The organism is Olleya sp. NP1-10, from assembly GCF_055804415.1.
This window is the reverse complement of sequence record NZ_CM147840.1, coordinates 2,284,034-2,307,775: the sequence shown is the minus strand read 5'-3', so window position 1 is coordinate 2,307,775 and position 23,742 is coordinate 2,284,034. Positions and strand designations below refer to the sequence as shown.

The 23,742-nt window shown below is 30.3% G+C and carries 24 protein-coding genes, 1 tRNA gene, 1 other RNA gene and 2 pseudogenes; 18 read left to right on the top strand and 10 right to left on the bottom strand.

Translation table 11 applies throughout. The features are described 5' to 3' along the window. The first annotated feature begins 5 nt into the window (after positions 1 to 5). The 6 genes from tpx to ribB all read left to right on the top strand — a co-directional run bounded on the left by tpx (position 6) and on the right by ribB (position 7,384). A complete protein-coding gene (gene tpx / locus AC0L4B_RS10850; RefSeq protein ID WP_473436919.1) occupies positions 6 to 503 on the top strand; it encodes a thiol peroxidase in 498 nt (165 codons plus the stop codon). A gap of 3 nt (positions 504 to 506) precedes the next feature. Beyond that, positions 507 to 875 carry a diacylglycerol kinase gene (locus tag AC0L4B_RS10845; protein ID WP_473436918.1) on the top strand — a complete coding sequence of 123 codons (369 nt, stop codon included), beginning with the start codon at positions 507 to 509 and terminating at the stop codon, positions 873 to 875. A gap of 180 nt (positions 876 to 1,055) precedes the next feature. Then, positions 1,056 to 3,356 (top strand): DNA translocase FtsK, encoded by a 2,301-nt coding sequence (locus AC0L4B_RS10840; protein ID WP_473436917.1) that lies wholly within the window; start codon positions 1,056 to 1,058, stop codon positions 3,354 to 3,356. 12 nt (positions 3,357 to 3,368) lie between these two features. After that, positions 3,369 to 4,004: an outer membrane lipoprotein periplasmic chaperone LolA1 gene (lolA1, locus tag AC0L4B_RS10835; protein WP_473436916.1), complete on the top strand. Its 636-nt coding sequence runs from the start codon at positions 3,369 to 3,371 to the stop codon at positions 4,002 to 4,004. Between the two features lie 6 nt (positions 4,005 to 4,010). Further along, a complete protein-coding gene (locus AC0L4B_RS10830) occupies positions 4,011 to 6,173 on the top strand; it encodes an LptF/LptG family permease (protein WP_473436915.1) in 2,163 nt (720 codons plus the stop codon). Between the two features lie 56 nt (positions 6,174 to 6,229). Continuing rightward, positions 6,230 to 7,384 (top strand): 3,4-dihydroxy-2-butanone-4-phosphate synthase, encoded by a 1,155-nt coding sequence (gene ribB / locus AC0L4B_RS10825; protein WP_473436914.1) that lies wholly within the window; start codon positions 6,230 to 6,232, stop codon positions 7,382 to 7,384. 70 nt (positions 7,385 to 7,454) lie between these two features. Here ribB and AC0L4B_RS10820 read toward each other — a convergent pair whose 3' ends face one another. The 3 genes from AC0L4B_RS10820 to AC0L4B_RS10810 form a co-directional block, all read right to left on the bottom strand. Beyond that, entirely contained in the window at positions 7,455 to 8,648 is a 1,194-nt protein-coding gene (locus AC0L4B_RS10820; RefSeq protein WP_473436913.1) for a DegT/DnrJ/EryC1/StrS family aminotransferase, read from the bottom strand. Positions 8,649 to 8,898: 250 nt separating this feature from the next. After that, complete coding sequence (locus AC0L4B_RS10815; protein ID WP_473436912.1) at positions 8,899 to 9,216, bottom strand: thioredoxin family protein; 318 nt, start codon at positions 9,214 to 9,216, stop codon at positions 8,899 to 8,901. A gap of 70 nt (positions 9,217 to 9,286) precedes the next feature. Further along, positions 9,287 to 9,916, bottom strand: a complete 630-nt coding sequence (locus AC0L4B_RS10810; protein WP_473436911.1) for an NAD(P)H-dependent oxidoreductase — start codon at positions 9,914 to 9,916, stop codon at positions 9,287 to 9,289. Between the two features lie 191 nt (positions 9,917 to 10,107). On the opposite strand from AC0L4B_RS10810, the gene AC0L4B_RS10805 reads away from it, so the two are divergent. Continuing rightward, positions 10,108 to 10,192, top strand: a tRNA-Ser gene (locus AC0L4B_RS10805). A gap of 53 nt (positions 10,193 to 10,245) precedes the next feature. Here AC0L4B_RS10805 and AC0L4B_RS10800 read toward each other — a convergent pair. Next, positions 10,246 to 11,625 (bottom strand): sugar porter family MFS transporter, encoded by a 1,380-nt coding sequence (locus tag AC0L4B_RS10800; RefSeq protein ID WP_473436910.1) that lies wholly within the window; start codon positions 11,623 to 11,625, stop codon positions 10,246 to 10,248. A gap of 344 nt (positions 11,626 to 11,969) precedes the next feature. Here AC0L4B_RS10800 and AC0L4B_RS10795 point away from each other — a divergent pair, with 344 nt between their 5' ends. Beyond that, positions 11,970 to 12,803 carry a universal stress protein gene (locus AC0L4B_RS10795; RefSeq protein ID WP_473436909.1) on the top strand — a complete coding sequence of 278 codons (834 nt, stop codon included), beginning with the start codon at positions 11,970 to 11,972 and terminating at the stop codon, positions 12,801 to 12,803. 50 nt (positions 12,804 to 12,853) lie between these two features. Here the strand turns inward: AC0L4B_RS10795 and AC0L4B_RS10790 are convergent, their stop codons facing one another. After that, entirely contained in the window at positions 12,854 to 13,312 is a 459-nt protein-coding gene (locus AC0L4B_RS10790; RefSeq protein WP_473436908.1) for a pyridoxamine 5'-phosphate oxidase family protein, read from the bottom strand. A 12-nt stretch (positions 13,313 to 13,324) separates the two neighbouring features. Further along, complete coding sequence (locus AC0L4B_RS10785) at positions 13,325 to 13,717, bottom strand: hypothetical protein (protein ID WP_473436907.1); 393 nt, start codon at positions 13,715 to 13,717, stop codon at positions 13,325 to 13,327. 125 nt (positions 13,718 to 13,842) lie between these two features. On the opposite strand from AC0L4B_RS10785, the gene AC0L4B_RS10780 reads away from it, so the two are divergent. The 7 genes and pseudogenes from AC0L4B_RS10780 to AC0L4B_RS10750 all read left to right on the top strand — a co-directional run bounded on the left by AC0L4B_RS10780 (position 13,843) and on the right by AC0L4B_RS10750 (position 19,318). After that, on the top strand, positions 13,843 to 14,190 hold the full coding sequence (locus tag AC0L4B_RS10780) for a PAS domain S-box protein (RefSeq protein ID WP_473436906.1): 348 nt from the start codon (positions 13,843 to 13,845) through the stop codon (positions 14,188 to 14,190). Further along, positions 14,181 to 14,977: pseudogene (locus AC0L4B_RS10775) on the top strand (sensor histidine kinase). Before AC0L4B_RS10780 ends, AC0L4B_RS10775 begins: the two are co-directional and overlap by 10 nt. Then, positions 14,978 to 16,027 carry a response regulator gene (locus tag AC0L4B_RS10770; RefSeq protein ID WP_473436905.1) on the top strand — a complete coding sequence of 350 codons (1,050 nt, stop codon included), beginning with the start codon at positions 14,978 to 14,980 and terminating at the stop codon, positions 16,025 to 16,027. Positions 16,028 to 16,120: 93 nt separating this feature from the next. After that, a complete protein-coding gene (locus AC0L4B_RS10765; RefSeq protein ID WP_473436904.1) occupies positions 16,121 to 16,471 on the top strand; it encodes a universal stress protein in 351 nt (116 codons plus the stop codon). Further along, complete coding sequence (locus AC0L4B_RS10760; protein ID WP_473436903.1) at positions 16,461 to 16,790, top strand: hypothetical protein; 330 nt, start codon at positions 16,461 to 16,463, stop codon at positions 16,788 to 16,790. Before AC0L4B_RS10765 ends, AC0L4B_RS10760 begins: the two co-directional genes overlap by 11 nt. Before the next feature lie 433 nt (positions 16,791 to 17,223). After that, the gene (locus AC0L4B_RS10755; protein WP_473436902.1) at positions 17,224 to 18,804 is read left to right on the top strand and encodes a protein adenylyltransferase SelO; all 1,581 of its coding nucleotides are present in this window, start codon (positions 17,224 to 17,226) and stop codon (positions 18,802 to 18,804) included. A gap of 82 nt (positions 18,805 to 18,886) precedes the next feature. Continuing rightward, positions 18,887 to 19,318, top strand: a complete 432-nt coding sequence (locus tag AC0L4B_RS10750; RefSeq protein WP_473436901.1) for a DUF2452 domain-containing protein — start codon at positions 18,887 to 18,889, stop codon at positions 19,316 to 19,318. 92 nt (positions 19,319 to 19,410) lie between these two features. Here AC0L4B_RS10750 and fsa read toward each other — a convergent pair whose 3' ends face one another. From fsa to ffs, 4 genes are all read right to left on the bottom strand, one after another. Continuing rightward, complete coding sequence (gene fsa / locus AC0L4B_RS10745; protein ID WP_028290433.1) at positions 19,411 to 20,064, bottom strand: fructose-6-phosphate aldolase; 654 nt, start codon at positions 20,062 to 20,064, stop codon at positions 19,411 to 19,413. Positions 20,065 to 20,250: 186 nt separating this feature from the next. Next, the gene (locus AC0L4B_RS10740; RefSeq protein ID WP_473436900.1) at positions 20,251 to 20,682 is read right to left on the bottom strand and encodes a hypothetical protein; all 432 of its coding nucleotides are present in this window, start codon (positions 20,680 to 20,682) and stop codon (positions 20,251 to 20,253) included. Positions 20,683 to 20,684: 2 nt separating this feature from the next. Beyond that, a complete protein-coding gene (locus tag AC0L4B_RS10735) occupies positions 20,685 to 21,485 on the bottom strand; it encodes an SDR family oxidoreductase (RefSeq protein WP_473436899.1) in 801 nt (266 codons plus the stop codon). 141 nt (positions 21,486 to 21,626) lie between these two features. Continuing rightward, positions 21,627 to 21,725: signal recognition particle sRNA small type (gene ffs, locus AC0L4B_RS10730), an RNA gene on the bottom strand. An 88-nt stretch (positions 21,726 to 21,813) separates the two neighbouring features. Between ffs and AC0L4B_RS10725 the strand changes: the two are divergent. From AC0L4B_RS10725 to AC0L4B_RS10715, 3 genes and pseudogenes are all read left to right on the top strand, one after another. Beyond that, positions 21,814 to 22,850, top strand: a pseudogene (locus AC0L4B_RS10725) (glutaminyl-peptide cyclotransferase). A 110-nt stretch (positions 22,851 to 22,960) separates the two neighbouring features. Further along, positions 22,961 to 23,254, top strand: a complete 294-nt coding sequence (locus AC0L4B_RS10720) for a hypothetical protein (protein ID WP_473436898.1) — start codon at positions 22,961 to 22,963, stop codon at positions 23,252 to 23,254. Between the two features lie 218 nt (positions 23,255 to 23,472). Then, the gene (locus tag AC0L4B_RS10715) at positions 23,473 to 23,724 is read left to right on the top strand and encodes a hypothetical protein (RefSeq protein ID WP_473436897.1); all 252 of its coding nucleotides are present in this window, start codon (positions 23,473 to 23,475) and stop codon (positions 23,722 to 23,724) included. Positions 23,725 to 23,742 lie beyond the last annotated feature (18 nt).

The window sequence follows — 23,742 nt, the reverse complement described above, 5'->3', positions numbered from 1 at the left end:
ATAAAATGGCAAAAATAACATTAGGAGGTAATCCAGTAGAAACTTCAGGTAATCTTCCACAAGTTGGTCAACAAGCTCCTGAATTTACATTAACTGTAAGTGATTTATCTGTAAAAAAACTATCAGACTATAAAGGACAAAAAGTAGTATTAAACATTTTTCCAAGTGTAGATACTGGTACTTGCGCAACATCGGTAAGAGCTTTTAATAAAGAAGCAGCTAACATGGATAATACACAAGTATTATGCATCTCTAGAGATTTACCATTTGCTCAAGCTAGATTTTGTGGTGCAGAGGGTATCGAAAACGTAACCATGTTATCCGATTTTAAAACAGGTCAATTTGGTAAAGACTACGGATTAGAATTTGCTTCTGGTGCTTTTGAAGGCTTACACTCTAGATGTGTTGTTGTTATAGATGAAAATGGAACAGTTGCCTACAACGAGCAGGTACAAGAAGTCGCTGACGAGCCAAATTATAAAGCTGCATTAGAGACCTTATAATATATGGACACCAAAGAATCTTTTGTTGTCAACAGAATAAAAAGTGTTGGGTATGCCTTTAAAGGCATGCTCATGCTTTTAAAAACCGAAGCCAGTATAAAAATACAATTTTGCATAGCAATACTAGTTACTATTGCTGGTTTATATTGTAACATATCTGCAACCGAATGGATCATGCAATGCTTTGCTATTGGATTAGTAATGAGTATTGAAGGGATCAACACTGCTATTGAAGCCATAGCAGATTTTATACATCCAGAACATCATGCAAAAATTGGCTTTATTAAAGACATTGCAGCAGGAGCTGTATTTATCGCCTCAATAGCTTCCACAATCATTGGCTTGATTATTTATATACCAAAGCTATTTTAAACAATTATCCATTAGGATAAATGTTAACTATTTGTATTTTTACACAAATTAAAACCTGATAATGGCGAAAGCAAAAAAAACAGTTAAACCTAAAAAGAAAAAAGCATAAAAAAACCTGATTTAACGCTTAGTAGTCAGCAAAAATTAGTTCTTGGTAGCTTTTTAATAATATTAGGTATCTTGTTTTTTATTGCCTTTTTATCTTATTTATTTACAGGACATATTGACCAAAGTGCTTTAAGTGAATTTGGATCAAGAGAAGTAGAAACCAAAAACTGGTTAAGCAAACTTGGTGCTTGGATTAGCGACCTATTTATACAACGTGGTTTTGGTGTGGCTTCTTTTATAATCTCTGGGTTAACTTTTTTATCTGGTATTTATGTTTTAACAGACTTAAACAAAACGAAACTCCGTAAACATTGGTTTTGGGGAATCTTAGTTATTATCTGGCTATCTATATTTTTTGGTTTTTTTACACATATTAATGATAGTTTAAGTGGTGTTATTGGTTTTGAAATTAATAGTTTCTTCCAAGATTACATAGGTAAAATAGGTACAATTCTATTATTAACCTTTGCCTTCATTAGTTATTTAGCAATCCGATTTAAGTTTACACCACAACGTATTTCTTCGATGTTTAAAAAAGCATCAAAAGATATTCAAAAAGATTTTAATGACGACTTTGTGCCTGTGGACAATTCGTATTCAGATGAAGCTGAAGCCATGAAATCAGCTTTTGAAGTAGACAAAAAAGTAGAGCCTACAATTTCAAATCATTCAAAAATAGAAGGTACAACTCAACTTGAAATTAATCCAACAACTCCTAAAAAAGAACCAATAACAACAATTAAAACGGAAGTAGTTTCGCCTAAAATAGAAATAGAAGAACCTAAGGTTGAAATAGAAGTTGAAACGGTTAAAGAAGAATTATCTGAAACCGACAATTTAGCCAATAAATTAGTGGAAGATTTTGGACAATTTGATCCTACTCTAGAATTGGGCAATTATCAATTCCCTCCTTTAGATTTACTTAAAAAGTATGATAACGAAGGCGTTACCATTAATCAAGAGGAACTTGAAAATAATAAAAACCGAATTGTAGAAACTTTAAACAACTACAAAATTGGTATTGCAAGCATAAAAGCGACAATTGGACCAACGGTAACTTTATACGAAATTGTACCAGAAGCAGGTATCAGAATTTCAAAAATTAAAAACCTTGAAGATGATATAGCATTATCATTATCCGCTTTAGGTATACGTATTATTGCTCCAATACCTGGAAAAGGAACTATTGGTATTGAGGTACCAAATAAAAACTCGACAATCGTATCGATGCGATCTGTTATTGCGTCTCAAAAGTTTCAGAAAACCGAAATGCATTTACCAATAGCAATTGGAAAAACGATTAGTAATGAAACTTTAGTGGTTGATTTAGCAAAAATGCCTCACTTATTGATGGCTGGAGCAACAGGTCAAGGTAAATCTGTTGGTTTAAATGCTGTATTAACGTCTTTATTATATAAGAAGCATCCTGCTGAAGTTAAGTTTGTTTTAGTAGATCCTAAAAAGGTGGAATTAACTTTATTTAATAAAATTGAAAGACATTACCTAGCCAAGCTACCTGACGAAGGAGAAGCTATTATAACTGATAATACCAAAGTAATACACACCTTAAATTCATTGTGTATTGAAATGGACAACAGGTATGAAATGCTTAAAAATGCTTTATGTAGAAATATTGTAGAATATAATAACAAATTTAAAGCACGAAAACTAAATCCTAACGATGGTCATGCCTTTTTACCATACATTGTATTAGTTGTAGATGAGTTTGCAGATTTAATCATGACTGCTGGTAAAGAAGTAGAAACTCCAGTTGCAAGATTAGCTCAATTAGCTCGTGCAATTGGTATACATTTAATTATTGCAACACAACGTCCATCTGTAAATGTAATTACAGGTATTATAAAAGCCAATTTCCCAGCAAGAATAGCGTTTAGAGTATCTAGTAAAATTGACTCTAGAACTATTTTAGATGCTGGAGGAGCAGATCAATTAATTGGTCGTGGAGACATGCTATACACTCAGGGTAATGATATGATACGTATACAATGTGCATTTGTAGATACACCTGAAGTAGAAAAAATAGTCGACTTTATTGGTGGTCAAAAAGCATATCCAGACGCTTATTTGTTACCAGAGTATGTTGGTGAAGAAAGTGGCACAAGTCTTGATGTAGATATATCAGACAGAGATGTCTTGTTTAAAGATGCTGCCCAAATTATTGTTACAGCTCAACAAGGATCTGCGTCTTTATTACAACGTAAATTAAAACTAGGTTACAATCGTGCAGGTCGTTTAATTGACCAATTAGAAGCAGCAGGTATTGTTGGTGGTTTTGAAGGTAGTAAAGCCAGACAAGTGTTAGTTGTAGATTTAGTGGCTCTTGATGAACTATTAGAAAACGAAAAGAAATAAATTACACTTAAAATGAAAAAAGTATTAGTATTATTTTTATTAGCAACAACAACTATTTTTGCTCAAGATGATAAAGCAAAACAGTTATTAAACGAGGTTACAGCTAAAGCAAAAAGTTACCAAAATATTTCAATTGACTTTAAATATGTTTTAGAAAATCTTGAAGAAAACATCAAACAAGAGACTAAAGGTGACGTAGTCATGCAAGGCGAAAAATACAAATTAAACATCTTAGGTATTACGCGTATTTATGATGGTCAAAACATCTATAGTATCAGCCCAGAGGATGAAGAAATTACTATCTCTAAAGGAAGTGATGAAGATGAAAGCACCATTACACCAAGTAAAATGCTATCGTTTTATAAAGATGGTTTTACCTACAATATGGATATTGTACAAGACGTAAGTGGTCGTAAAATACAATACGTAAAATTAACACCAATTGATTCTAATTCTGAAATAAAATATGTTTTATTAGGTGTTGATAATAAAACAAAGCATATATACAGATTAATTGAAGTTGGAAAAAACAGCACTAAAACAACTTTAACTGTAAACTCTTTTAAAACAAACGAGACTTTATCAAAATCGTTATTTACCTTTGACAATAGTAAATACAAGGATTATTTTATCAATAAACTAGATTAGTCTTAAGTGAAAATATTAGATCGGTACATATTAACATCATATCTTAAAACTTTTATCAGCGTGTTTGTCATACTCATGCTGATTTTTGTTTTACAAGCTATATGGCTATATATTAAAGAATTAGCAGGTAAAGACTTAGACCTTGTCACTGTATTAAAATTTTTAATGTACATCACTCCTACATTAATACCTTTAATTTTACCGCTTACAATTTTATTATCTTCGATAATGGTTTTTGGTAATTTTGCCGAAAATTATGAGTTTGCAGCCATGAAATCTACAGGTATATCACTACAACGTGCCATGTCTGGTTTGGGTATATTTATAGTTGGATTATCAATCTTAACCTTCTTTTTTAGTAACAACGTCATCCCTTGGGCAGAATATAATAGTTTTAATTTAAGACGAAATATTGCCAAAGTTAAACCTGCTATGGCTATAGCAGAAGGTCAATTTAATGACATAAGTGACCAATTAAATATTAAAGTTGAAGAAAAATATGGTGAAAACGGTAAATTTCTTAAAGGCATAACCATACATCAAAAAAGTGGAAAAAGTTTTTCAGGAAACCATATTACCATAATTGCTAAAACAGGAGAACTAGCAAGTTCTGAGGATTCAAATATTTTAAAACTAATACTTTATGATGGGTTTTACTATAATGATACGCCTCCTAAAAAAATAGCTGAACGTAATAAAAAACCATTTGTAAAAACTGAGTTTAAAAAACACATTTTAAATTATGATCTATCTAATCTAAATAATGTGGATTTAGATGAAAAAAATGTAGATGATAATTATAAAATGCTTAACGTAGCAGAACTTAATTTTTCAATAGATTCCTTAAAAACTAAAAGACAAACTACAGTTGAAGATTTTTCTAAAGCGTTATACACCAGAACAAATTTATCTACTATAAACTTAACAATAAATGCTAAAAAAGACAGTCTTTACAAAGGTAATATCTTAGATATATTTAAAACTAAACGTAAAATCCAGGTTTTGGATTATGCTATCAATAGCATTTCTAGTACACAGCAAATTATTAAATCTAAACAAAATAACTTAAAAGGTGAAAATTCTAGAATATACAAACACGGAATCCAATTACATAAAAAGTTTGCATTAGGAGTTGCTTGTATTATCTTATTTTTTGTGGGAGCACCTCTTGGTGCATTAATCCGCAAAGGAGGATTGGGACTACCAATGGTAATTGCTATTGTTTTATTTTTAACCTATCACTTTATTGGTTTATTTGCAGAAAACAGTGCAAAAAATGGAAACTTAAATCCTGTACTAGCTGCTTGGTTTTCTACATTAATCATGTTACCCTTAAGTATATTTTTAACTACTAGAGCAACACAAGACAGAGGGATTTTTGAGTTTGATCACATTACGGTACCTATTAAAAATTGGTATAATAAAAAGTTTAATCGTGGATCAAAGCTTGACAGTTTAGATCCTAATTTTAGAACTGTCCATTTTGAAGATAAAGAGATTTTAAATTACAAATCTTTATCAAAAATTAATATTATTAGCCTTAGTATAGCTCTAATATTATTCATTTTATATTTTGTTTTTAAGAATAATAAATTACCTCAATTAGCACTTGCAGGAATACAAATTTCAGGTATATCAGTAATAATATTTATATTCAATTACATAAAATCAACAATTACTTATAACACCTTAATTGTTAAAACAAAACATAAAGAAGAAACTTTGATTCAAAAAGGTTTAGGATTATTTATTTATCCTTTAACTCACTTTTTAAGAGTTAGTAAATTATCTGTTGGAACAAATTTTAATGGGTTAACTACTATGGATACTGTATTTGAAACAGAATCCGAACCAATTATACTTATAGACAAAGATTTAAAGGATTACAATATAACTACAAAGTTAAGCTTCATTAGTTTCAGCATAGCTTTAATTCTATTTGTTTTATACTTTGTATTTAAAAATAATAAATTACCCCAATTAGCACTTGCAGGAATACAAATTAGCGTAATTTCATATCTAGTTTTTCTCTTTAATTATATTAAATCTTCAATAGAATTTTTAAAACTTTTAAAAGCTATTAAAGTAAAAAGAGAAAACTTTTTTATACTGATTTTAGGAGTTATAATGTATCCAATCATTCATTTTAAAAGACGTCAAAAACTATAGGCTTAATTGCACTAAGTGATAAATATGCAATATCTTTGCAGGACAACACATTTGTTATGAATACTACACAAAAACAAGATAAAACAGCTTTTAAATTAAATACAATTGAAGAAGCTATACAAGATATAAAAGCAGGTAAAGTCATTATTGTCGTTGATGATGAAGACAGAGAAAATGAAGGTGATTTTGTTGCTGCAGCAGAATTAGTTTCTCCTGAGATGATAAACTTTATGGCAACGCATGGTCGTGGTCTAATATGCACACCTTTAACGGAACAACGTTGTGAAGAATTAGATCTACACATGATGGTAACCAATAATACAGATCATATGGAAACTGCCTTTACAGTATCTATAGATTTAAAAGGAAATGGTGTTACTACAGGTATATCTGCTGCAGATCGCTCTAAAACAGTACAGGCACTAGTAAATCCTGAAACAAAACCGTTTGATTTAGCACGACCAGGACATATTTTTCCATTAGTTGCCAAAGAAGGTGGTGTTTTAAGACGCACAGGTCACACTGAAGCAGCAATAGACTTTGCAAGATTAGCAGGATTACAACCTGCTGGTGTGATTGTTGAAATCATGAACGAAGATGGAACTATGGCTAGATTACCTCAGTTAATTGAGGTTGCTAAAAAGTTTGATTTAAAACTAGTATCAATAGAAGATTTGATTGCTTATCGCATGGATCATGACTCGTTAATTGATAAAAAAGAAGACTTTGAAATTCAAACAAGATTTGGTGCTTTTAGATTAAGAGCATACCAACAAACTACAAATAATCAAGTTCATATTGCTTTAACTAAAGGAGATTGGACTAGCAATGATACTGTTTTAACTCGTGTTAACTCGACTTTAGTCAATAACGACATTTTAGGTACTTTAACCAATAATGCCGATGAGAAGCTAGACGACATGTTTAAAGTAATTAATGACGAAGGAAAAGGAGCTATACTGTTTATTAATCAACAAGCTGAATCGATGAACTTACTACAACGTTTATCGGTTTTAAAATCAGAACAAAAACCTGATACTATTGCTAAAGCACCTGCTATAGCAATGGATAGTAAAGATTTTGGTATTGGTGCACAGATTCTTCATGATTTAAATATTCATAAAATTAAGCTTATCTCAAATTCACAACAAACAAAACGTGTTGGAATGATAGGTTATGGTTTAGAAATTATTGAATATGTTAATTACTAATTAACTTTTAATTGAAATAAAAAAAGCTCCAATTAATAATTGGAGCTTTTTTTATATAATTATAATGGTTTTATAATGATGTTTTTATAGCTTCAACCATTAACTCTGCACGTTTTTTTGTTTCGGCTTCAGTCCAAGATAATTTTATTAGACATGATAAGTTTCGTCCTATAAAATGGTCAGATTTTTCAAAAGACTTATCCTTTAAGTAAGACATACCCTCTTTAACTTCTTTACTAACGGGATATAATGTTTTCAAGTCTTTTAAATGATCCCATTTTCTAACATAATGCCAATTGTTATCATAATAATGAAAACATGCATCAACTCCATTAGTTTTAAATGAAGTAGATACTTTACGAGCAATCTCTAAATCTGGTAAGAAAAAACTTAAAAACGCATAACTCTCCTCTCCTCCTTCAGGTACAGTTCTAAAAGTAATTTCAGGAATTGTAGATAAAGCATCTCTTAAAATTGTGTAATTCTTTTTCTGTATAGCAACAAAATCTTTTAAACGTCTAACTTGAGCTAAACCTACTGCTGCATGCAACTCTGACAATCTAAAGTTATAACCTAAGACAGGATGTGATTCTGCACCTCTATCGCTACCAATATGGTCGTGACCATGATCCGTAAAATAATCTGCATGTTTAGCATATTCTGGATTATTGGTAATAACAGCTCCTCCTTCACCTGAAGTAATTGTTTTTACAAAATCAAAACTAAAGCACCCTAAATCACCATAAGTCCCTAAATATTTTCCTTTATAAGTACCTCCAATTGCCTGACAAGCATCCTCAACTAATTTTAGATCATGCTCATCCGCTAGTGCTTTTAAAGCCTCTAGATTAGCCATACTACCACACATATGAACAGGCATAATAGCTTTCGTTTTATTTGTAATGGCTTGTCTAACAGCTTCAGGATCTAAAGTCAAAGTATCATCAATATCAACTAAAATTGGTATTGCACCAAGCATCATTATAGCCTCAAAACTAGCAACAAAAGTAAAACAAGGCATAATAACCTCGTCACCTGCTCCAACTCCTGCTAATGCTAATGCAACAGACACTGCTGCTGTACCATTGGTTACTAATTGTGCGTGATTAACCTCAAGTGTCTTTTGTAATTCTTGTTCTAATGACTGTGCTTTATAATGACCATTTCGCATAGCATCAAAACCATAACGCATTAAAACACCACTGTCTAAAACGTCCTGCACTTCTTTTCTTTCTAAATCTCCAAAGCTTTCAAATCCTGGCATCTCTATTATTTTAATTAAGCTTCAAAACTAAACGAAATAAAGCAATAAAAAAAACGTCTAAATTGAATTTTAGACGTTTTATATATAGTGTAAATTGAATTTTAATAATTCTCTAATATAGCATCAATAAAAGCATAATGCCTATCTGTTTCTCTTAAAAAAGTGTAGCCAGACAACTCTCCAATTATTTGTAATTTATCATTTAAAACAACTAAGTTAGGGTATCCTCCAGAGGTATTATATTTATTAACTACTTTTTGATTTTTTTCTTTTGTTCTTCAGAAATAATATCAATACGTCTTGGCATATCAATCATTAAAAGCACAAACTGATCTGCTTTGGCTTCAAATTTGTCTGTATGAAAAAAATCTTTTTTCAACATTTTACAGGGTGCACACCAATCGCTTCCTGTAAAATAGATTAGAATAGGTTTTTTTGAAGCTATAGATTCCTTTTTAGCTTCAGACAAATCTGTTAACCAATTAAGGCTAGATATGTAGTCCTCTTCGTCTTGTGCACTAATCGAAAAAGTGACACTCATTATAAGTAGAAACAGTATTTTTTTCATTTTATTCAATTTTAAAGCGATACAAATGTATTGCTTTTTATGAAATAACAACAATCTTGCCAATTATTGTTTATTTAAGTATTACACTACTATTTAAAGGTTTTCTTACTTTTTTTAACTCTGCCATAAAATCATTTTCTGATCTATAACCAATAGGCATTACTAAAACTGATTTTAAATTTTGAGTGTCTAATTCTAAAAGTCTATCGTAATCCTGTGGTACAAAACCTTCCATTGGACAAGCATCAATGTTTAACATAGCGCAAACAGTTAACAAATTACCCATTGCTAAATACAATTGGTTTTTAGCCCACGCTTCTTTCTCTAGTTGAGTTTTCTTTTTAAAATCTTCAATTAAAAACGTTTTAAAAGGAGTTAAAATATCTTCTGGGGTATTTCTTATGTCTTTTACTCTTTCAAAATAATTTAGAATAAAGGTTTCATCTAATTTAGTTTCAATACAAAATACTAATACATGTGAAGCTTCTCCAACTTGCTTTTGATTAAATGAAAAAGGGATTAATTCTTTCTGAAGCGCTTTATCTTTAATAATCAATAGTTTAATTGGCTGTAAACCATAAGAAGTTGCTGTTAAATTAAATGCTTCTGAGAGTGTCTTTATATTTTTATCAGAAACCAACTTTTTATCATCAAAGCTTTTAGTTGCATATCTCCAATTTAAACGATCAATAATGTCCATATTTTTTTATCAAAAATAAAATATAACATTGTAAATACAATCACAATTATTTTTTAAATGTTACAATTTGATTATTAGGCAACTAAAATAAAAATTGCATTTTTTTAAAAAAAGTTGAATTTTATTTGAATAGAACTAAAATCATATCTATATTTGCACTCGCATTTAGGGAATACCTAATGAGGCACTCAGGAGAAATGGCAGAGTGGTCGAATGCGGCAGTCTTGAAAACTGTTGAGGGTCACACCTCCGGGGGTTCGAATCCCTCTTTCTCCGCAAAAAAAAATCACAACTTTCGTTGTGATTTTTTTGTTTTAAATAGTTTCTATTTATTCTTTCCAAAAACCTTCTATCTCTTCTAATGATTTACCTTTAGTTTCTGGTATAAATTTATAGGTTACAAAAACAATAACTAATATAAAGGCTATAAATATAAAGTATGGTAAAGATCCATTCCAAGGTGCTGAGTTATTAGTCTCACTTTCCATAACCATAGGAAAAGATTGAGATACAACATAATTTGCAGCCCATTGCGCTGCTACAGCTACAGACATTGCCACACTACGAATTTTATTTGGAAACATTTCTGATAGTAAAACCCAAACAACAGGACCCATTGACAATGCAAACGAGCCAATAAAAATTAAAACACCTATTAATGAGACTAAACCTACGCTTTGTTGCTGTAAACTAACACCTAAAAGTAAAAAGCCTATAATCATACCTACAGAACCAATATATAATAATGGTTTTCTACCAAATTTATCTACTGTAAACATGGCAACAAAAGTAAATACCAAGTTTACAAAGGCTAACAATATTTGCTGTGCTAAAACATCTTCCTTACCAAACCCTAAAGCTTTTTCAAAAATATCTGCACCATAATACATCACAGCATTAATACCTGTAAACTGTTGTAACATAGACAAAACTGTACCTATTATTATAATTAACAATATAGCTTTTGATGCATAATTAACTTTTATATTAGTATCATTTTGAGTTAAAGATTCCTTTATTTGTGCTAACTCTTTTGATGCTAAATCTTCATCATTAATTTTTTCTAAAACCATTAAAGCCTCATCTTCTTTTCCTTTTAAAGCTAACCATCGTGGACTTTTAGGTACAAAAAATAGTAATAGTAAAAATAATCCACTTGGTATTAATTCTGACCAAAACATACGACGCCATCCAAATTCTATATTTTCTGCTTGAGTTAAATTATGACCTATGTAATACGTTGCTAAAAACACAACAAAAAAACCAATTACAATAGCTAATTGATAATAAGTAACCATACGACCTCTAATATTTGAAGGCGCTATTTCTGCAATATACATTGGTGCATTCATTGATGCTACTCCTATACCTAAACCTCCTATTATTCTAAAAAAGACCAACATGCTTACCGATTGAGGAAATAATTCTGGCAAACCAGAACCAAAGGCTGATAATGTAAATAGTATTGCTGATATTATTAAGGACCATTTTCTACCTATTTTAATACTTAATGGAGCAGCTACAATAGCTCCAACAAAACAACCTAATAAAGCACTTCCTACAACCCATCCTTTTAAGGCAGAACTCAAATCAAAATGCTCAGTTAAGTAGAATTGTGCTCCATTAATAACACCTGTATCGTATCCAAATAATAAACCTCCTAATGCAGATACTGCTGCAATTAAAAGTAAAAAAACTCCTTTTTTCATTCAATATAATTTTTGTTAGTACATCAATATACTACATATAATTATTGAGAATAATCAAAATCATACTATGTATGGTTTTTGTATAGGTGGAATTAATATTTTTTCAAGCTATACTTGAGAAATCAGTAATTACACCATTATTAAATATAGTTTTGTATAGCTGTTTGACACAATTAAATCTGGATTTTTTAAGTATTATAACACATATAATAAACAAATTATTAAATCTATTTATAAGAAATATTGAATATGATTTTTATCATGTTTTAAATACTAGTTTTAACCTATTTTGGTCTAAGTAAATTATATGAATACTTTTTATTAAAACACTAAATAAGTAATTTATGAAACTATCTATTTTAATCCCAACTGACTTTTCAAATAATGCAAAAAGTGCTATTAATTATGCCATAAAATTATATCAAAACAAAGAATGTACATTTTATTTTCTGCACGCTTGGACTATCAAAACAGATAACAGAACATACATAACATCAAACTTTGTTGACACATCAAAAGAAGAGACTAAAAATAAATTAGAAAACTTTAAAAACAATACCCAAAGCTTAAACCCTAATAGCAAGCATACTTTTAAAACTATTTTTAGCACAAACAACCTTATAGACGCTATTGAAAATACAATAAAAGACTTAAGTATTGACCAACTTTTTATGGGAACCAAAGGTGTTACTAAAACAAAGGAACAATGGTTTGGTAGCAATACCGTTAATACTTTAAAAAAAATAAATCAATGTCCAATTATTGTTGTACCAGATAAATATAATTTTAAACCTCTTAATCAAATTGCTTTTGCAACAGATTATAATAGACACTTTGGAGACGAATTGAAAACCATAAAGTCTTTTGTAAAATTATACGACTCTAAATTACAAGTAGTACATGTTTGTAAAAAAAATACACTAACAGATAATCAGAATCATAATTTAACAATGCTACAAGCTAATCTAAGTGATATACCACATAGTTTTAATTGGATGCAAAATGAGGTTAAAAAAACTGAAGAAATAGCCAATTTTGTTGACCAACAAGATATTGATGCTCTAATTTTAATTAACTATAATCACAGTTTTATAGAGAATTTAGTTAACGAACCTGTTATTAAAAATGTAGCCTCCTATCCTACTGTTCCCTTATTAATATTACCTTACAAAGACTAAAAATTAAAAAAAGAGCTAAAAATATAGCTCTTTTTTTATGTAATAAAGTTTTAAGAAGTCTGTCGTTTTTTACCTGTAAAACCTTCAATTTTTATTATAAATACAGCTGGAATATTGTCTTTATAAATTTTACTAGAAAAATCACTAATAAAACTAGCTTTACTTTGTTCTTTATCCAAAATAATATTTTTAATTCCTAATGAAAACTTATGTAAATAGGCTTTAGCATCACTCCCAAAGTGTTGTTCAAATTTACCATGCACTAATACAGACTTCCAATTGGTAACGTTATCAATATCCGAAACAAGTAATGATATCGCTGGATGCTTTCGCATAGCCTTCATTTTATGGCCATCTCCAGAATAACAAATTATTGCCTGTATTTCTTTATCAAAAAAGTAAGTTATAGGTACAACATAAGGTTCATTATTAAAGATATAACCTAGTTGTCCAATATAATTATTTTCTAAAATGAAGTCAATTTCCTTTTGTTCTAAATTTATAAACATTGCGCAACGGTTTTAAGGGTTAATTTCTTTATCAAACTCAATTTCTAATTTAGCAAGCAACATTAATTCTGTTTTATTTGTTTTAGAAAAGCTAGATGCAACACTAATAGCTACAGTTAATATTGCTTGCTTTAATGTTTTAGTAAACAAGCTCTCGTTGGATTGCTTGTAGGTTATAAAACTATTATAACAGTCTTCAAAATCATATGCTTCATCAACTAAAAACCACGTAAAAGCTTCAATTATATCCACTTTATTTTCAGAAAACATCCAATTGTCCTTTACTTTTTGTTTTAAAGTTTCAATTTCTATCTTAGATGTAGTGCCATCAACTGCAGCTATAGCATAAAACAATTTACCTAAATTTTGGCTTAATTCTTTATTATTTACTGAAGTGTTTTTCATTGCTGTAAATTTTCAACTTAAAATTACTTCTTAATACTCATATATTTTATGATATAAATCAGGAATAGCATTATTGGTCTTTCTTTTTTTGTAATTTTATTTTTTTAAACTCCATTAAACACTTTATGTTTAAGAATAACCAAGATGTTTTTGAAATTCTTTCTGAAGCCATATCTGAAGGTATTTTAATAGTTGATGAGACCCAAACCATTATAGCTGCAAACAAGTCTACTGAAGACATGTTTGGATTTAATAAAGATGAACTTAACAACAAACCATTGTTAACTTTAATTCCATCAAATTTTCACAAAGGACATGGACACCATTTCAACACGTTTTATAAACACAGTGAAAAACGGACTATGGGAAAAGGTAGAGAGCTTTATGGTTCTAGAAAAGATGGCAGTACGTTTCCTGTAGAAGTTGGTTTAAATCCTTTTAATGTAGGAGAAAAAAATACGTTATGGCTTTAGTAATTGACATTACCGAACGTAAAAATTATACTGACAAACTTGAAAAAACAGTTAAAGAGCGTACCAAACAACTAAGAGAAGCTTTAGAAGCTGAAAAGGAATTAAACGACCTTAAAACAAAGTTTTTATCCTTAGTTTCACATGAGTTTAAAACACCTTTAACAGGTATCTTAACCTCTACCATGTTATTAAGTAAATATAAGTTAGAAAGTCAACAAGATAAACGCGACAGACATATTGATACTATTACCAGTAAAGTCCATTATTTAAACAATATTTTAAATGATTTTTTATCTATTGAAAAATTAGAATCCGGAAAAATTAATTATAAGTTTATTCAATTTAATTTAAGTAAGGTTGTAAACGAAGTCATCTACAACGCTAATATGTTATTAAAAGAAGGACAGAAAATTTTATATCCCGAAAACATTGACGACATTACGTTAATCCAAGATGAAAAAACAGTCGAACTAGCCTTATCCAATTTGGTACACAATGCTATCAAATATTCGCCTGAACAAACTACAATTGAAATTATTGTTAAACAAGATACTGAAAACACCAGTTTCAAAGTTATTGACAACGGAATTGGAATTCCTGAAAAGGATCAAAAAACATTTTTAATCGTTACTTTAGAGCCGAAAATGCTTTACTTGATCAAGGTACCGGAATTGGTTTAAATATTACCAAAACACATCTTGAAAATCTTGGCGGAAACATTACTTTTTCTAGTATTGAAGGCCAAGGAAGCACCTTTACAATGACCATACCTAACACTGCAAAATAAATGAAAACCATATTACTAATTGAAGATGATGCCATTTTAAGAGAAAACACTAAAGAGCTTTTAGAACTTTCAGATTATGATGTTACGACTGCATCAAACGGAAAAATTGGTCTAGAAACAGCTTTAAACACTTTGCCAGATATTATAGTATGTGATATAATGATGCCTGAATTAGATGGCTACGGAGTGTTACAAGGGTTGTCTATAAATGATGATACAAAATATATTCCGTTTATATTTTTATCTGCAAAAACAGAGCGTCAGGATGTTAGAAAAGGAATGGATCTTGGTGCTGATGATTACATTACTAAACCTTTTACAGAAGATGAAATTATTAGTGCTATAGAAAGTCGATTGGCTAAAGCTGCCATTTTAAAAGACTCAAGACAAGCAAATGAGACTATAAAAAAAGACGATAATCAATTAAGAACACTAAATGATCTTAAAAACTTTTTTGATGACAATGGAGAGGTCTTTAGCATCAAAAAAAATGACACAATCTATCAAGAAGGCCATAATTCTAACTACATTTATTTAATCACTCAAGGTGTTGTAAAGTGCCATAAGTTAGACGAAAATGGCAAAGAACTAACTACTGCGTTACACAAGGAAGACGATCTGTTTGGTTACACCTCTTTTACTCAAAATATAACGTATCAAGAATCTGCAATTGCAATGACAGATGTGACATTAGTTGGTCTCTCTAAAAATACACTTAAAGACGTTTTAAATAGTAATCACAAAGTAACTTTAGAGCTAATACAACTGCTAACGGACGATATATCTGGTGTAAAAAATCAATTATTAGAAATGGCATATAGCTCTGTTTACAAAAAAACAGCGTCGACTATTTTAAAATTTGCAGAAAAATTAAATAAAAAACCAGAAGATCCAATTAAAATTTCTAGAAACGATTTAGCTAGTGTTGCCGGAATAGCTACAGAAACGTTAATAAGAACCATGTCATCTTTTAAAAAACAAGGTTTAATTGAAATTGAAGGTCGTAATGTCAAAATTTTAGATATCCAAAAGTTAAAAAACATGCATTAAGCTAGTATTTCAACTAACACTTAATAAACATGATTTTTATCATTTTTTTAAATTAGCTTTCATTATAAATTTGTTTTAATAAGAACAAATACAATGAAAACTATTCTATTACCTACAGATTTCTCTGATAATTCTTGGAATGCCATTCAATATGCTTTAAACTTTTACAAGCATATTAATTGTACATTTTACTTATTACATGTTAATAGATTAAGCGATACCATAACCAATGACAATGTGTATTTAAGTACACCAGATGTTATTGATAAAGTGTATACTAGGCCTTCAAAAAAAGAACTTAATAAGCTGCTAAAAAAGATAGTAACAACATTTCCTGAAAATACAAAACATACATTTTACACCATTACAGACCATAATTTTTTTATTGATTCTGTTAGAAAACACGTCGAAGAAAAAAATAGACCTAATCGTTATGGGTACTAAAGGAGCATCAGGACTACAAAAATATATTCTAGGTACAAATACAGGTGATATTATAACAAAAGTACATTGTAACACACTAGTAATACCAGAAGAAGCAAAATACACAACAGTGAATGAGGTTGCTTTTCCTACTGACTTTTTACAATTTTATGGCAGTCATACCTTACAACCAATATCAAATATTTTAGAACAACAAAAAGCTGCTGTTAGAATATTACACATTAACAAAAAACAAAAAGATTTAAACGAAGGTCAAAAACAAAATAAAGACTTTTTAGAAGACTTTTTAGTCATTACAGTTCAAGCTTTCATTTTTTAACTAATACAAAAATAGAAGCTGCTGTACAGTGTTTTGTAGAAAGTAGAAATATAGATATGATTGCTATGGTAGCCAAAAACCTGAATTACTTTCAACACATATTATTTCATAATAAGGTTGAAAACATTAGTTATCAAACAACAGTTCCGTTTTTAGTGTTGCATGAATAATGTTATTTAAGTACTAAAACAATTAAAAAAGTAATATTGGTTAGTAAAAACGTTAAATACTTGTGTAGAGTTTACTACTTGTTATTATTTAGTTACATACTATTAAGACAAGATAAAAGGAAACGATCCAGAACTTAAAACCACCTTTGAAATACTACTTAACTATTGGCAACAATTTCAAGACAATCCAATGTGGTTAGTACAAGCAAGACAATAATCCAAACTATTGATTGTGTATCTTTGTAAAAAAGATAGCCACACTAATGCATTTTGATTTAAAAAATACGTTTATACATTCGCTTCCTGCAGATCCAATTACAGACAATAGCAGACGTCAAGTCTCAAAAGCCTGTTATAGTTTTGTGACACCAAAACCGACTGCTAATCCTAAAATAGTACACGTTTCTCCTGAGATGTTAGACAGCTTAGGTCTGTCAGAAAACGATGCTAAAACAAAGGCATTTTTAAATATTTTCACTGGTAATACTGTTTTAGAAAACACCAAACCTTATGCCATGTGTTATGGTGGACATCAATTTGGACATTGGGCTGGACAATTAGGTGATGGACGTGCTATTAATTTATTTGAAGTTGAACACAATAATCAAAACTGGAAATTACAACTAAAAGGCGCTGGAGAAACCCCTTATTCTAGAACTGCAGATGGTTTAGCTGTTTTAAGAAGTTCTGTTAGAGAATATTTATGTAGTGAAGCTATGTACCATTTGGGTGTACCAACAACTCGTGCTTTAAGCTTAGCTTTATCTGGAGACCAAGTATTGCGTGATGTGATGTATAATGGCAATCCTACTTACGAAAAAGGCGCTATCGTTACCAGAGTATCTCCTACTTTTTTACGATTTGGTAGTTTTGAAATTCATGCCTCTCGTAACGATTTACCTACTTTAAAAACACTTGTAGATTACACTATAAACACTCATTTTTCTCATCTTGTTACTGCAAATACAAAAGCAGAGATAAACAAACAAACCTATGTTCAGTTTTTTAATGAGGTTGCTACACGTAGTTTAGACATGGTTATCCATTGGCAACGTGTTGGATTTGTACATGGTGTAATGAACACTGATAATCTATCCATTTTAGGATTAACCATAGATTATGGACCTTATGGTTGGTTAGAAGGTTATGAGCCTGGTTGGACACCAAATACAACAGACAAACAAAACAAGCGTTATCAATTTGGCACGCAACCTGATATTGTACTTTGGAATTTGTACCAATTAGCAAACGCATTATACCCATTAATTGAAGAAGCAGAAGGTTTAGAAGCTGTTTTGGCTAATTATGCCGAACAAAAAGACATCAAATACTTACAAATGATGCGTAGTAAAATTGGATTGTCATCCGAAGAACAACTAGATGCTAACTTAATTCAAGAATTAGAGGACTGTTTACAGTTAACAGAAACAGATATGACTATCTTTTTCCGTAACCTATCAGATTTTGAAAGCTCTACTCCTACTAACGGATTACAAATTATTCGTGAGTCTTTTTACGACATAAAATCTGTAACCGAAGCTGTAAAAAACAGATGGAACTTATGGTTTAATAGTTATGCAGACCGTTTACAACGTGAGTCAATTTCCACGAAAGCGAAAAAAGAAAACATGAACAAAGTAAACCCAAAATATGTGTTACGCAACTATATGGCACAATTAGCTATTGATGATGCCAATAAAGGGGATTACAAATTAATTGACGAGCTATATAACCTTTTAAAACAACCTTATGCAGAGCAACCTAAACATCAAAAATGGTTTGCAAAACGACCAGAATGGGCTAGACATAAAGTAGGCTGTTCTATGCTATCTTGCAGCTCTTAAAATTAGGTTAAAAATAGGGCTAACTGGTTTTCAATAAAAATAACTACTTAGTATTTTGTATCTTTACATAAAAAGAAAAAGGATGTCAGACACTAAAAAACCTGATAATATTGTCTTTAATCAAGAGACACAAAAATACGACGCTTCATTAAAACCGTATGCTACAAATGTTGGTGCTCCTGCTATAAAAGTAACAGAAAACGTCACCTGGAAAAACAAAAACGTACACAAAGCTAACCAACAAATTAAAGCTAAATATTTAGAGCTAAAAGCAGAATACGAAAAAATGATGGATGAGCTAGAATATAACAATTTAGTCTATAACGCTAAGTTTAGTTTTCAGCCAATAATTGGAGATACCTATCATTTGTACAGAGACAAAAAGGGACAACCTTTTTTATCCATCATCTCTCCAGACCAATGCAATTTTGATTTTGTAGGTAGTTTTTATTTAAACTCAGAGCATATCTGGAAAAGGACAGACCAAGAGGACAAAACACAACAATTACAATAACAAAAAAATCCCAAGTAAATACCTTGGGATTTTTTTATAATATATATTAAAACAGTAATTATTAATTGACTAACTACTACTGTTACTAATAATTAGTTTCCTTTTTTGTAATCTTCTAAAAACTTAGCTAAACCACTATCTGTTAAAGGATGTCTTAATAAACCTTCAATAGAACTTAAAGGACCAGTCATAACATCTGCACCTAATTTAGCACAATCAATAACGTGCATTGTATGACGTACAGAAGCAGCTAAAATTTCTGTTTCAAAAGCATAGTTATCAAAAATATGTCTTATTTCTGCAATTAAGTTTAAACCATCTGTAGAGATGTCGTCCAAACGTCCAATAAAAGGTGACACATAAGTTGCACCAGCTTTAGCAGCTAATAATGCTTGACCAGGAGAAAACACTAACGTTACATTAGTTTTAATACCTTTATCACTAAAGTATTTACAAGCCTTAACACCATCTTTAATCATTGGTAATTTAACCACAATTTGATCGTGTAATTCGGCAAGCGCCTCACCTTCTTTAACCATCCCTTCAAAGTCAGTAGATATTACTTCTGCACTAACATCACCATCTACAATATTGCAAATGTCAACATAATGCTTCATAATATTATCGTGACCTGTAATACCTTCTTTAGCCATTAAAGATGGATTAGTAGTCACACCATCTAAAATACCCATATCCTGAGCGTCTTTAATCTGGTCTAAATTGGCAGTATCAATAAAAAATTTCATTTAAAAAATATTTAAGTTGTGTATATTTAATTATTTGGGCGTTACCACAAGGGTCAGGCTGTCCGTTATATCTTTTTTTGCCATTTGTGGCAGCAAAAAAAGGATGCCACTTCCATCCTTAACGCAACGCAAAGTTACAATTTAACTTTAGCATCTAAAATAATCATATCAAATGATATTAACATTTTAGTCTAAAAACTTAAACGTCCTCTGGCAATCTAAATCATGTTGGTAATAATACATTTTAAAATTATCATGATCCCAATGTAAAGTCCAATTAAAAACAAAAATTTCAAAGTAAATAATAAGCAAAGCCATAGCGCATAAAGCAACAATTATTGTTTTACCAAAAATTTTAAAAACCCTATGTTTTATAGTGTCTAACAGATAAACTAACCCGTAAATAAAAACACTATAAAATAACACATTACCAACAACCCCTTTAACAAACAGGTTACCAGACATAGAAAACACCCAAGAACCATCTGTACTTTGCACAAACGGAAATCCATAAAAAAATGGCCAACGCTCGTCAGTAAAACATTCGTATTTAAAAGTGATAAAATGTGGTAGAGTAAAGCCTATAGCAATACATAAGGTCGCTAAAAGCCTTTTCATTATTATAATTTATAATGATTAAGTAATAATTTTTCGTACATCTTATCAGGTAATAAAAACTTTAATACTATCGAAAATTTTTGCATTGGTGCACCAACCTTATAATGTATTTTAGGTTTTTTAGTATTAATAACCTGATGTACTTTTTTAGCCACTGCAATTGGTGAACTACTATTGTCTACATGATCATCAATATCCTTTAAAACATTTGGATATTTAGTGTATGGAGAATCTTTTAAAACTGGAGCATGATATCGTCCTGCAGCAATATTTGTAGCAAAATCACCTGGAGCAATGTTAGTTAATTGTACACCAAAGTCTTTGGTTTCCATACGTAATGCTTCTGTTACAATCTCTAAAGCTCCTTTACTAGCACTATAAATCCCTCTGTAAGGTAATCCCATATAACCAGCAATAGATGTAATATTTATAATCAAACCAGACTGTTGTGTTCTCATTTGTGGTAACACTGCCTTGATAACATTTATAGGTCCAAAAAAATTAGTATTAAAATTATGTTGGATTTGCTCTTGTGGTATTTCTTCAATAGCACCATTAATACCAACACCTGCATTATTAACCAAAACATCCAGCTTACCTTCTGCTTCTATTACAGTTTTTACAGCACTTGCAATAGTTACCGTGTCATTAACATCCAAAGCAACCAACTTAAACTTACTATTGGTATAGTTTGAAGGATTACGACTGGTGCCATAAACGGTAAACCCTTTATCGGTTAAAAACTCTCCAATAGATTTTCCTATTCCAGAAGAACCTCCTGTAATTAATACAACTTTAGACATGTAAATAAATTTAAAAGTTAAAAGTAAAAAAGTTGAAAGCACAAAACGACTTTAACCAAAAAAGATTTGCTAGAATTAACTAACAAATCTTTATTTTATGTTTATAAATCTCTTTTTTATAAAAGGATTTAGAATAATCAAAAAAGGCAAGCTACCTACATCACACCGCTACGACCATTTACCTTTGCTTCGTTCCCGACCTGGAGGATTCAACAGGAGCTGGTTGTGTAGGACTTGCCGAGTGCAAAGATACACACATTTTATTTTTTTACAATCATTTTTTAAAATGAATTTTAATAAATAACTTGCTACAAAATAAGTTTATAAAATGAAAGCATTTAAATACCTTACAATCATATTTTTAGCCACTACACTTTTTTCTTGTGGTGATGACGTTGAAGCTCAAAAAAAGAGCTTTTCAGTGACAACTAACGCTAAAAATGGTACAATTAGCATTAATAAAACGCTAGAATTGTCTCTAAAAAATCCTAAAAACATCCAAGTTTCTTCTGTTACGTATCAGTTAAACGGAAAAACAATTGAAGCTAAACAACAACTTTCTGACTTTAAATTAGGCGAACATAATTTAAAAGCAACCATAAATTTTAATGGAGAAACGACAGAAGTTAATCAAACCATAGCATTATTAAGTGATGTGGCTCCTAAATTTTTGAAAGTAGAAATTTTAAATACTTTTCCGCATGACAACACTTCTTTTACGCAAGGTTTAGAGTTTAATAATGGTGTATTATATGAAAGTACTGGACAACGTGGCGAATCTAAGATCAGGAAAATAGATTACAAAACTGGTGACGTTATTACTGAAACAGCTATACCTGATGCCTTTTTTGGAGAAGGAATTACAGTTTTAAACAATACCGTTTACCATTTAACTTGGCAAGGTCGAAAAGGGTTTACTTACGATGCTAACACTTTAGAGAAAAAAGCAGCTTTAATTATAGACAAAGTCAAGAAGGTTGGGGATTTGCTAACGACGGAACTAAACTTTATAAAAGTGATGGTACTAGCTTAATTTGGTCCTTAAATCCTGAAACTTTAGTTGAAGAAGACCACATACAAGTTTGTACTACAAAAGGAAAGATTGGTAGATTAAATGAAATTGAATTTGCTAACAACAAATTGTACGCAAATATTTGGGAGAAAAACGGAATTGCAATTATAAACCCTAAAAATGGTGCTGTAGAAGCGGTTATTGACTGTACAATACTTACCAAACAGATTCCTAATTTTTCTATTAACGAAAACTGTTTAAATGGGATTGCTTACAATCCTGAAACTGAAACGTTCTTTTTAACAGGTAAGCGTTGGGATAAATTATTTGAGGTTAAAATTTTAGAAAATTAACCTAACATATTAAAAGTTAAAAGTTTAAAAATTGGTTGTTAAAGTCTCTTAATTAAGTTTTTCATATAAAATGATAAATCTAAATTTGAGGCTAATCAACCAACCAAACATTGAAAACTTATACAATTATATTTGTCCTTTTGACTGGCTATTTTGTGTCTGCTCAAACAGTAAACGGTATTGTTTACGACTCTATTGCTACCATAGAAAACATTAAAATTACCAATCTTTTTTCAAAAAACATGACTGCTTCTGATGCCAACGGAACGTTTTCAATAGCAGGAAAAATAGGTGATACTTTAAAATTTAGTTCGATATTTTATAAGGAACAAACCTTAGTTTTAGAAGCTTTTCATTTCCACGAAAGTGTCGTTATCGAGCTAAAAAAATCTACAATAATTTAGACGAAGTCAAACTTATAACACCATATAAGGAGCAATTAGCAGATATCAAAACAGTAGAATCTAAACTAAAAAATCAAATTTTAGAGGATATAAAAAATAATCCTCACCTCTACTCTGAGCAACCAGTAGCTGGTGGAATAGACATTATTCAGGTTTTTGGATTAATTGCTAAACTGTTTGAAAACAAGGATAAATACGTTCCGCCTCCTTTTATTGAAATGACTTACGAAGATTTAGAAACACTTTTTGAACAATCAAAACTATTTAATAACAGCTTTTTAGTTAATGATTTAGCAATCGAAAAAGACTACATTCCTATGTTTTTAGAATTTATTGTTAAAAATGAACTTAACAATAATCTTCTAGCAAAGGAAAAAGAGTTTGAACTACTAGAAATTTTTGTACAAAAAGGTCAAGTGTTTAATAAAATTGTAGCAGACTTTAAAAAAGAACAACTTAATAAGAATTAAAGGCTTTTGATACTAAAT

What these genes read in the sequence shown, in the direction of transcription:
- tpx (WP_473436919.1), top strand. Translation starts at nt 6, where the DNA reads ATGGCAAAAATAACATTAGGAGGTAATCCAGTAGAAACTTCAGGTAAT.
- AC0L4B_RS10845 (WP_473436918.1), top strand. Translation starts at nt 507, where the DNA reads ATGGACACCAAAGAATCTTTTGTTGTCAACAGAATAAAAAGTGTTGGG.
- lolA1 (WP_473436916.1), top strand. Translation starts at nt 3,369, where the DNA reads ATGAAAAAAGTATTAGTATTATTTTTATTAGCAACAACAACTATTTTT.
- ribB (WP_473436914.1), top strand. Translation starts at nt 6,230, where the DNA reads ATGAATACTACACAAAAACAAGATAAAACAGCTTTTAAATTAAATACA.
- AC0L4B_RS10820 (WP_473436913.1), bottom strand. Translation starts at nt 8,648, where the DNA reads ATGCCAGGATTTGAAAGCTTTGGAGATTTAGAAAGAAAAGAAGTGCAG.
- AC0L4B_RS10815 (WP_473436912.1), bottom strand. Translation starts at nt 9,216, where the DNA reads ATGAAAAAAATACTGTTTCTACTTATAATGAGTGTCACTTTTTCGATT.
- AC0L4B_RS10810 (WP_473436911.1), bottom strand. Translation starts at nt 9,916, where the DNA reads ATGGACATTATTGATCGTTTAAATTGGAGATATGCAACTAAAAGCTTT.
- AC0L4B_RS10800 (WP_473436910.1), bottom strand. Translation starts at nt 11,625, where the DNA reads ATGAAAAAAGGAGTTTTTTTACTTTTAATTGCAGCAGTATCTGCATTA.
- AC0L4B_RS10795 (WP_473436909.1), top strand. Translation starts at nt 11,970, where the DNA reads ATGAAACTATCTATTTTAATCCCAACTGACTTTTCAAATAATGCAAAA.
- AC0L4B_RS10790 (WP_473436908.1), bottom strand. Translation starts at nt 13,312, where the DNA reads ATGTTTATAAATTTAGAACAAAAGGAAATTGACTTCATTTTAGAAAAT.
- AC0L4B_RS10785 (WP_473436907.1), bottom strand. Translation starts at nt 13,717, where the DNA reads ATGAAAAACACTTCAGTAAATAATAAAGAATTAAGCCAAAATTTAGGT.
- AC0L4B_RS10780 (WP_473436906.1), top strand. Translation starts at nt 13,843, where the DNA reads ATGTTTAAGAATAACCAAGATGTTTTTGAAATTCTTTCTGAAGCCATA.
- AC0L4B_RS10770 (WP_473436905.1), top strand. Translation starts at nt 14,978, where the DNA reads ATGAAAACCATATTACTAATTGAAGATGATGCCATTTTAAGAGAAAAC.
- AC0L4B_RS10765 (WP_473436904.1), top strand. Translation starts at nt 16,121, where the DNA reads ATGAAAACTATTCTATTACCTACAGATTTCTCTGATAATTCTTGGAAT.
- AC0L4B_RS10760 (WP_473436903.1), top strand. Translation starts at nt 16,461, where the DNA reads ATGGGTACTAAAGGAGCATCAGGACTACAAAAATATATTCTAGGTACA.
- AC0L4B_RS10755 (WP_473436902.1), top strand. Translation starts at nt 17,224, where the DNA reads ATGCATTTTGATTTAAAAAATACGTTTATACATTCGCTTCCTGCAGAT.
- AC0L4B_RS10750 (WP_473436901.1), top strand. Translation starts at nt 18,887, where the DNA reads ATGTCAGACACTAAAAAACCTGATAATATTGTCTTTAATCAAGAGACA.
- fsa (WP_028290433.1), bottom strand. Translation starts at nt 20,064, where the DNA reads ATGAAATTTTTTATTGATACTGCCAATTTAGACCAGATTAAAGACGCT.
- AC0L4B_RS10740 (WP_473436900.1), bottom strand. Translation starts at nt 20,682, where the DNA reads ATGAAAAGGCTTTTAGCGACCTTATGTATTGCTATAGGCTTTACTCTA.
- AC0L4B_RS10735 (WP_473436899.1), bottom strand. Translation starts at nt 21,485, where the DNA reads ATGTCTAAAGTTGTATTAATTACAGGAGGTTCTTCTGGAATAGGAAAA.
- AC0L4B_RS10715 (WP_473436897.1), top strand. Translation starts at nt 23,473, where the DNA reads ATGACTTACGAAGATTTAGAAACACTTTTTGAACAATCAAAACTATTT.